Origin of the sequence: Macrococcoides bohemicum, from assembly GCF_003259675.1 — a bacterium.
Lineage (GTDB): Bacteria > Bacillota > Bacilli > Staphylococcales > Staphylococcaceae > Macrococcoides > Macrococcoides bohemicum.
The window spans coordinates 284,786-294,007 of the sequence record NZ_PZJG01000001.1 but is presented as its reverse complement, the minus strand read 5'-3'; the positions used below and the strand labels follow the sequence as shown (position 1 = coordinate 294,007).

General features: G+C 35.9%; 12 protein-coding genes. All 12 read right to left on the bottom strand.

The window, feature by feature from the left end; translation table 11 throughout:
* Positions 1-2 precede the first annotated feature (2 nt).
* From BHX94_RS02280 to BHX94_RS02225, 12 genes are read right to left on the bottom strand one after another with little or no spacing between them, the layout of a single operon-like run.
* A complete protein-coding gene (locus tag BHX94_RS02280) occupies positions 3-830 on the bottom strand; it encodes a distal tail protein Dit (RefSeq protein ID WP_111744752.1) in 828 nt (275 codons plus the stop codon).
* On the bottom strand, positions 831-3,563 hold the full coding sequence (locus BHX94_RS02275; protein WP_111744751.1) for a phage tail tape measure protein: 2,733 nt from the start codon (positions 3,561-3,563) through the stop codon (positions 831-833).
* A gap of 14 nt (positions 3,564-3,577) precedes the next feature.
* Positions 3,578-3,820 carry a hypothetical protein gene (locus BHX94_RS02270; RefSeq protein WP_146606891.1) on the bottom strand — a complete coding sequence of 81 codons (243 nt, stop codon included), beginning with the start codon at positions 3,818-3,820 and terminating at the stop codon, positions 3,578-3,580.
* 8 nt (positions 3,821-3,828) lie between these two features.
* Entirely contained in the window at positions 3,829-4,218 is a 390-nt protein-coding gene (locus BHX94_RS02265) for a hypothetical protein (RefSeq protein ID WP_111744749.1), read from the bottom strand.
* Between the two features lie 16 nt (positions 4,219-4,234).
* Positions 4,235-4,855, bottom strand: coding sequence for a major tail protein (locus BHX94_RS02260; protein ID WP_111744748.1), 621 nt, complete (start codon positions 4,853-4,855; stop codon positions 4,235-4,237).
* Positions 4,856-4,859: 4 nt separating this feature from the next.
* Positions 4,860-5,219 carry an HK97-gp10 family putative phage morphogenesis protein gene (locus BHX94_RS02255; RefSeq protein ID WP_111744747.1) on the bottom strand — a complete coding sequence of 120 codons (360 nt, stop codon included), beginning with the start codon at positions 5,217-5,219 and terminating at the stop codon, positions 4,860-4,862.
* The gene (locus tag BHX94_RS02250; RefSeq protein WP_111744746.1) at positions 5,216-5,545 is read right to left on the bottom strand and encodes a hypothetical protein; all 330 of its coding nucleotides are present in this window, start codon (positions 5,543-5,545) and stop codon (positions 5,216-5,218) included. Before BHX94_RS02250 ends, BHX94_RS02255 begins: the two co-directional genes overlap by 4 nt.
* Complete coding sequence (locus BHX94_RS02245) at positions 5,517-5,867, bottom strand: phage head completion protein (protein ID WP_111744745.1); 351 nt, start codon at positions 5,865-5,867, stop codon at positions 5,517-5,519. Before BHX94_RS02245 ends, BHX94_RS02250 begins: the two co-directional genes overlap by 29 nt.
* The gene (locus BHX94_RS02240) at positions 5,830-6,126 is read right to left on the bottom strand and encodes a head-tail connector protein (RefSeq protein ID WP_111744744.1); all 297 of its coding nucleotides are present in this window, start codon (positions 6,124-6,126) and stop codon (positions 5,830-5,832) included. The genes BHX94_RS02245 and BHX94_RS02240 overlap by 38 nt, the downstream gene beginning before the upstream one ends.
* Before the next feature lie 12 nt (positions 6,127-6,138).
* Positions 6,139-7,413 carry a phage major capsid protein gene (locus BHX94_RS02235; RefSeq protein WP_111744743.1) on the bottom strand — a complete coding sequence of 425 codons (1,275 nt, stop codon included), beginning with the start codon at positions 7,411-7,413 and terminating at the stop codon, positions 6,139-6,141.
* On the bottom strand, positions 7,406-8,005 hold the full coding sequence (locus BHX94_RS02230; protein ID WP_111744742.1) for an HK97 family phage prohead protease: 600 nt from the start codon (positions 8,003-8,005) through the stop codon (positions 7,406-7,408). Before BHX94_RS02230 ends, BHX94_RS02235 begins: the two co-directional genes overlap by 8 nt.
* Complete coding sequence (locus BHX94_RS02225) at positions 7,983-9,158, bottom strand: phage portal protein (RefSeq protein ID WP_242446638.1); 1,176 nt, start codon at positions 9,156-9,158, stop codon at positions 7,983-7,985. Before BHX94_RS02225 ends, BHX94_RS02230 begins: the two co-directional genes overlap by 23 nt.
* Positions 9,159-9,222: the final 64 nt, after the last annotated feature.

Below are 9,222 nucleotides of genomic sequence, written 5' to 3'. Positions count from 1 at the left end.
ACCTAATAAAATCTTTCTTTGAAGTCTATAGTCACTTCAATATTTAAGTTTATCCCGTTTATACTGACAGTGTTATTTCCAGGTACTAAAATAAAGTCTATCCAATTAAGATTGAAAACTGCATCAAGATTTCTTACACCGTTCAAATAAACATCAAACACTTCTGTATCAATAATAATTTCTTGATTGCTTAATTTTGGTATCATCTGACTTACACCGTTCATAGAGACATAAATATTAGTTCCAGACCCTTTTATCTTAATAATTGGTTTAGTATTAAACCCTTTATTATCGATAATCATTGTCCCATCTGATGTAAAACTCTTTGTAGATACAGTAGCACTTTCGTTGAATGTATAGTTGTAAGAAAACATCAGTACTTTAGTATCACCCCAAAGTAAAGAAGTTTCTCCAACTAACATCCCGAAGCCATCAAAACAAATAAAGGACAACGTATAATCGCTTATTCGTTGCCATTTACTTTTATTTTCAAATTCCTTATCAGTGAGCATCACATTATAGTAGATGTCAGGTTCCCAGCTACAAATCATTTTTACAACTTTAGGCTTGCCATCGCTATCAATTAATCTTTTCTTTATCTTTCGCATGGCCTGTTGTAATTCCAACTGATCTAATCCAACAAAACTAATTGGAAAATCAAATTGAATTGGATTGACTTCATCCTTTAAATGAATCGCTCCTGGTCTTCCTGGTAAAGTTAAAACATTTCTTTTATAACCACTTGAAAAAGGCGATTCTAATTCATCACCTTCAATAAATAAACCATCATTCATGATGTCGTAACCATCTAATGTAATTGAATTGACCAATTATAAATCACCTCTTTCATCTTTCTTAATTCTTTTTGACAACTTACTATAAGTAGCATCAAAGATAATATCTGCAATGTGATCACCGTCTAAATATATCGGTTGTGGCTGAACATTGACTGTCACTTCTTGGTCACCGCTTCCATTCATACCTGTTGCATCAACAATTTTTTGGCCAATCATTCCTAATGTAGAACGATTTAAAGGAAGTGCTGCTTCTGGTCCTGCTTCTCCAAAGCCTTGTAACCCTGCAGAATTTAACCCTGCGATTGTAGGCTCTGTAAAAATCGCACCTTTAGCATTCCAAGTAACACCAATTTTCGGAACACTCGGCGGCTTCAAGCTAAAGTTACCGCTTATCGTAAATCTAGGTAACGGTGGTAAATCAATTTTAGGAATTGAAAGTTTCATGCCTTTGAAAAATCCGACAATCGCATCAACGATTCCTTTTATCTTATTCTTCGCATTCTGAACAGGATTAATTATTGCAGATTTTACATTTTCAAAGATATTTTTTGCAGCACTTAACAACGCATTGAATCCAGAAATTGCTCCGGATTTTAAAGCATTTACTACTGTAATCACCATAGATTTCAAAGAATTCCATATCGCAAGTGCAGCAGATTTAAATCCATTAAAAATTGCAACTGCTCCGGATTTTAAGGCAATAAAAGTAGCCAAACTTAATGCGCGCCAAGCGTTAAAAATCGCAATGGCTCCAGCTTTAAAGGCATTGAATACCGCTATTCCGGCACTTCTAAACAAATTGAAGCTTGCTCTAGCTAAATTGAGCCATCCGTTTATGATTGCCATCGCGCCAGCACGTAACAAATTAAATATCGCAACGACTCCAATCATCAGTCCCTGAAAAATCGCTACTGCTCCGGCACGCAATCCGTTAAATATCGCAACGAGTCCAGTCCATAAACCGAGACCTATAGCCAATAGTCCATTAATCGCACCCTGAAAAATCGTCTTGATAGTATTTCCAATAGACATAAATACACTACTAAAAAATCCACCAAGTCCAGCAAAGAAACCACCAAGCCATGATTGAAATTGTTGCCACTTTTGAGAGAGCCAATCTGTTATCGCACCCCAATTCATTATGGCCGCAACAATTAATGCAATGACTGCAATAATACCGATGATAATACCAGTTAAAGGAGCGAATGCAATACCTAAAGTTGTCGCGATTGTTGAAAATGCGGTAAGTAACATCCCCACAACAATTAAAATAGGTGGAATTGCTGCAGCGATTGCCGCAAGTATGACAATGACTAATTGAGCACTTTGAGGCATATCATTAAACTTTTGAACTAAATCACCAATAAAGTCAGCTAATTTTCTGATATGAGGAGAAAGTACATTACCAACGATAATCCCTAAAGTTTCAATTGAGCCCATCATTTGTTCAAACGATCCCTTTAAATTATTCTTCATTTGGTCTGCAGTCTTTTTAGAAGCACCATCACTTTCTTCTAAGGATTTTGTTAATTTTCCGATTTTATCGGGACCTGCTTCCATCAATGTCAAGAAACCTGAAACTGATTCTTTACCAACCAATTGAGCAAGAGTTGCAGCTTTTTGACTATCCGTCATACCGTCTAAACCTTTTTTAAATTGTTCAATCATCGGCCCGATTCCGATAAAGTTACCTTTAGAATCTTCTAATTTAACGCCTAATGCTTCTAACGTTTTTGAATTTTCTTCAGACGGACTAAGTAAACCTAATAACGAACCACGTAAAGCAGTACCTGCCTGACTACCATCAAGACCAGCATCAGTCATGATACCAATTGCAGCACTTGTTTCTTCGATACTGATTCCTAATGCTTTCGCAGGTGGCCCTGCATATTTTAATGCATAGCCCATTGCATCAATATCTGCTGCAGACTGATTCGCAGTTTGAGCAAGTACATCAGCAACGTGATTCGCATCAGATGCTTCTAAACCGAATCCATTAATTGCGGCGGCCATTACATCAGCTGTTTGAGCCATATCAGCTCCACTCGCTTCAGATGCTGCGATTACACCAGGCATCGCACCCATGATTTCTTTTGCATTGAAACCCATTGAAGCCATGTTTTCCATTCCCTGTGCAACTTCCGATGCACTTTTTGAAGTACTTGCACCTAAATCCATTGCTTGCTTTTTCATAGCTTCAAAATCAGAACCTGTTACTTGAGCAATCGCACCAACCTTTGACATCTGTGATTCAAAATCAGCTGCAGTTTTAACTGCTGCACCAAATCCAGTCACAATAGGAGCTGTCACGGTTGCCATTCCAGTCTTACCTATTTCGGTCATTTTACCGCCTATACGCCCCATTTTTTCAGCAACTTGAGCAGATTTGTTAGATTGTTGATCTAATTCTTTATTTACTGCATTCAATCTATTCTGCAATGAGTGTTCTGCTCTTTCAGCATCAGCGACCTTACCTGCCATTTTCGCAATTTCTTGAGTATTGGCATCGCCACTTCTTTTCATTTCTTCAAATTCTTTTTTTAACATTTCAGTACGTTTAGCAGCTGCAGTCATCTGTATTTCAAGCTTTTTCTTTTCAGCTGATAATTTTGCAGTGGCTGATGCATCTTGGCCCATCGCAGCAACATGCGCTTTATATTCTTTAGCTGCAGTATTCATGATCGTGTTTAATTCTTTCAAAGTTGAAGCATATTCAACTTGACCATCCATCTTAAAATTAAGGACAACGTTTGCTTCTTTCGACATATGCTACCTCCTTTCTAGTTAAATAAAGGACATTCATCAATTGATGCTTCAATAACTTTTGTTCCGGAAGATTGTTTTTCATCAATTGCTTCAGGATTGTTATATTTAACAAACATCAAATACTGTTTAAGCCATAAATTCGGTGTTGCACTATACCAAAAAAAATCCCAACTCCAGTTGAGTTGGGACATGGCAATATATATGTAAAAGTCCCAGGGAATTTCGTTTAAACTTTCTTCTGGACTTTTTGAGCGCAACACGTTCTTTACTTTTTTTCTTGTTTAATTTTCTTTGAATCGCTTTCCTGGAAGATCTGATTATTAAAGATATCTAATGCGGCTTGGAAGATTCCAGGTAATTCACTTTGTGGAATTGAATTTAATAATTCATCTGGAGTACATTCGGTTCCACCGCTTCGAACCATTGAATATATTAATGCAACCATTAAATTGATTGCATCTTTATCAAGTACGACATCTTTGCCATTCGCAAACTTATCATTCATATCTTTTTCAAATACTTCGTATGGTTGACCGTATGCTTCCTGAACATATTCAAATGATGCAAAAGTAAAAGATACAGGAATATCAACACCCTGTATCTTCACTGAATTTTTATTTAAAGAAGTATTTACTAAATCACTTAATCTAGCCATTAACCATCATCCTTTCTTATTCAGCTGTTGCTGCTAAAGCTGCAATTTGACTTTCATCATAAATAACTTGACTCATAAACTCATTAGCAGAAATATTCACTGCGTCTAAACGACCTGCATTGTAATGAGAATTCAATACATCGTTATAAATTAATGATTGCGTATTAATTGTCATAGCGATGTCTTTGATTTCAGGTTCTTCTGTTTGCGTTTCGTATTCAGATTCAGTTTCAATCGCTAGCTGCGCTTTCGGGTACCAAGTTGCTGACATTTTTCCATCAGATTGAGGAGCAATAAATCCAACTGCGAAGAATGGCATTGTTTTCGCTCCACCTTTATTAAAGCTCACACCATTCGTTGAAGCTAAACCTTTCATTTTATCCAATAATTCAATCGGCATTGCTACATGATCTAAAGATAATTCGTGAGAATCTTCTTTCGATACTTTTCTGAAGATTTTATTTGAAGCATATTTCGTACTAGTATTACCGTTACCTTTAATACCTAACTTAACAATAATCGGTAATCTCCAAATTTTTGTATCATATGTCGGTGTTGTTGAAATTGTATCTTCTGCTGTCATCATTGCAATAAATAGATCGTCAATACCAACGTTATATAATAATTCATCTGCCATAATTTTAAGCCTCCATTTTTTCTACGATTTCATTAATCATAATGTCTTTTATTCTTTGTTCTTCTGCAGTCAATGTTCTTGTTACAAAGTTCTGCGCTCTTTGTTTGCTCGTTCCTTTATCAACAAATCTCCAGTAAAATGCATAATCTTCAAAGTAAACTTTGACTTCATCACCTTCAATGCGAACATCTAGTGCTGCATTCATGTGCTTTGCATTTCTTTTTGATACTGGAATATTAGGCTTTAACTTTGAGATAAAGTATTCAGCTGCTTTCTTTCTAACTTCTAAAGTTACTGTTTTATTAACATCAAGTAACTTATTGATTTGGTCTACTTGTGATTCAAACCCATTTTCATTACTCATCGAATGCACCTCACATAAATAAAAAAGTGAGTAACGAGTTCATCGTTCTCACTTCCTGGGATACCATCAATCTGCGAATGAGGTATTTTATTTTTATTAAGAATGTCAGTGATCTTATACATATCTGTTTCAACACCTTTAGTAAATAGTGAAATTTGGTATTGGGGGAAATACTTCGCTACACCATTACTAGAACGTTTCATTGTTTCATCAACAAACTGATAGCGAACATACGGATAAACTGCATCAGTTGGCGCTAAATCGCGATATACAGGAAAACCTGCAGTTTTAATTAAATCAATTAATTGCTTTCGGGTTATCTGCATATAGTGTCAGCTCCATTCTTTTTTCAGGATAATCAACATATATTCGAGCTATCGCAAAACGTTGATTACGAATAACAATTCGATATTCGCTTTCATGATCAATAATATTGAAATCAATTCTGCATTCAATCTTATGTGTTAAATCATGGCCAACTTGCGCACCGTATTCTTTATCAGATGTCGTTACTCCTAATACTCCATACTTTAATAATCGCTGTTGTACATAATCTTTAACAGGTCTGTCATTCTCGTCAATCGTATCAATTAACTTTTCGAGTGATGCATTAAATTTGAGTCGATTCAGTAACTGTTGATTCTTCATAGTTCATCACCTGCTCTTGAATAATCAAAGGTGTGATTGCATCCAATGCATCACTAATACTTTTTTCTGGTGTGCGTTGATTATATAGAATTGATGCAACGAGCAGTACTAAATGTTTAGTATGCTCGCTGACTAATCCTACAGAATTAAAAATATAACGTTCACCGGAATCAAGATAAAGCTGAAGCATGTTTTCAGTCATACCTTCTTCAAATTCAATATGATTCTTAAATTCTTCTAATGTTACTGATGTGGCCATAGCCAATCACTCCTATGCTAAGCGGTATAAAGGTACTTCAAGTGGACCATATACTAATTGGCCATCAACAACGTTGTAAAGTTTGTAACCAATTTTATTAACTGCAGCATATAATTCACGAAGTGGCTGAAGCGTGATAGCATTTTGCACATCTTGAATGTGGAATGCTTTCATGTCACCGAATACAATGAATGGCGTTCCTGGATTTGCTCCATCGAAGTGATCAGATACTACTACAGGATAGCCAAGCAATTTGAATTCGAAGTCATCGTTAGCAAACTCTTTTAATAAAGGTTGGCCAGAAGTATCTTTTAAAGTTTCAAGCATTGTTTGAGCGGCGCGGTTCATGTACCATTTCGCTTTTCCGCGTACAGCAGTTGGCACTGCATTTTTAAGAGATACTAATTTATCATATTGGTCAGTAACTGGTGTAACTCCGTCTGCCTGCATCGGTGCATATGGTGCAAGTTTAGTAGCAAGTGAACCAGGATTAGCAGTATCATGAATCATCCACTGCACTTCTTTACGAACATACGCTTTCTTAAGTTCTTCCATGATGATTTGTTCGATATCGTATTCAGCTTGTAAAGTGATTTTATTTGTGACAGTTGTGATAGCATCGATTTCGATTGGAGATAAGAATACTTCATCGAATTTGATATCAGTTTCAGGGATTGCATTTGTATCACGTTCAGTTTTTACGATATTCGCATCAAACGTCTTGATTAAAACAGGGAAGCCGAGTGTTCCTTTTGTTCTATGCACGCTACCATATTTACGAAGTGGATTTTCTTCTTGTGCATAAGAGATGATTTCATTTGATAACTCTTCAGGCACTAATACTCCACCATTATTAAAAGCTACACCTAAAGAACGTGCTTCTGCTTCATTGATGCGACCTGCTAAAAATTGAACAAAGCCACTTCTAATTTGTTGTTTTTTGTCTTTTTTCACGTTAGTTGCCTCCATTGATCGTGTAATTGCGTTAGCGATAGCGCTACGCTTTTCTTCGTCTTTTTCTTTTTCGCCACTTTCATTTTCTTCTGCATCACGTTCTTCATCAGCAGCATCAATTTCTTCTTTATCTGCTTCAGGGTCTTCTTGTAATGCTTTCAATTGCTCTTTAACATCATTTAATTCCGCTTCTAATTCAGTAACTTTCTTTTCAATATCTTCAACTGCACCACGTTCTTCATCAGACTTTTCTAACTCTGAACGTAATTCAGTAAGATCATCGACGATTTTACTTTTTCTTGCTTCTAAATATTTTAATAATTTTTTATTCATTGATTAAATCCTCCATTTTTTTAAGTAATTTAACTTTCTTTGCTCTGACTTCTGCGACATCTTTTGAACGTAAGCTGACTGAAGTATCTGCGTATGCAGGCAACGCAACGATTGATACTTCATAAAGTTCTACTTCAGTAATCAAAGTGCGTAATACATTAGGATCACTAAAGTCATCTTGCGCCTGTTTAATAACAAAGCCGAAAGAGCATTGATTAATATCTTTACGTTCAAGCATTTCAATTAAATCTCGGCCAGTTCCTGTATTCGGCAACGTCACTTCAAAATAAAGGCCGATATCATCTTCACGCAGTTGTAATGTCCCACTTGAAGTACGACCAAGCACCTGGGACCAATCGTGATTATATAAACATCGAACATCATTTGTGAGTGAACTTGTAAACGCTCCAGGTGCAATCGTTTCTTCGTACCAATCATTAATCATCGTTGGTGAGTTAAACATTGCAGCATAACCTTCAGCAACATAATTCTTAACTTGGCCATCTTCAGTAACAATTGCACGAGTGTTCAAGTCCTTAACGTTGACCGTTCTAATTTCTTGAGTGCCTTCAGTTCGTTTCTTTACTGTCATTTGTCTCACCTCCTTCCGATGTATCTAATTCATTAATTCCGGTTAAATCTTTAGAAATGTATAACTTACTTGATTGCTCTGTGTTAAGTGCATCCTTGCCTAAACTTAATCGAGCGTCATCCGGAGTATAGATGGCCGAACGTACTAGGTTATAGTTATTCGTAATTCTGTCTTTCATCGTTATGTATTCTGTCAGATCCACACGAGTTTTAATAGATAACGATGATTTTTCACCATAAAAAAGAAACGTCAGATGCTCATCCACGTTTCGCAATAAAGGTTTAACTATCCAATTGTATAAATATAAAGCTGCTTTCTCTAAATCATTTTCAATCAGTTTCGAATAAGCATCAGGGTCAAAGCCAAAGTACTTCGTAACTTCTTTCTTGTAAACTTTGAGATAATTAATTATTTTTTCATCATCAATCGGTGACTCAATCGATTCAATAGAGTAACCTTTCGACAATGGAATTATAACTGTCTTACCTTTATCTTGAGTTTGCGTGAGCTTATTCTGAATGTTTGTAATTAAGCTCATCTGCTGTTTATTATTCGGTGATAGGTGAGCATCAATCTTTAACATGTAAGCGAGTAGTCCGCCTTTAGTGTACTTGTCATTGACTGTCTTCTCTGCATTAGCAATAGAGTCTAAGGTTGAGCTAGCCATGTCTAATAATCCAATGCCATTTAAATGTGAAGTGCCAATATTTTTAATATGTGCGACTGATTTATATGGCAAAATATTTTCTTCATACTTATAAACTTTCTGACCATCGATAACTTCAACTCGAATACCTTTCACGATATGAAAATCATCATTATCTCTTACAATGAATACTTCGCCATCAAGTAAGAATTGATGAATTAATAATTTTTTAAATTCAAAGTTAGTCAGGTAATCATTTGGCCGCTTCTTGAACTTGTTGGCCAGAACGTTATTGACATCATTGCCTTTGTAATTCTCAACGCTAAAATTAGAACATGCGACCATATCCGATACATCCTTCATAAATCGATAAACGTCAGATGAATTTAATATGTTATGGTCTCCTACAGTGACATAACCACTAAGAATCGAACTGCCTAAAATCTTATTAAGCTCGTTACTCGCCGACCTGTTAAGCAGATTGCTGAAATAACTTACTACTCCCAATATCTCACCACCTTTAAAATTTATTAGCCAATTATGGCCATCAAGATAATATGATCACCATTCC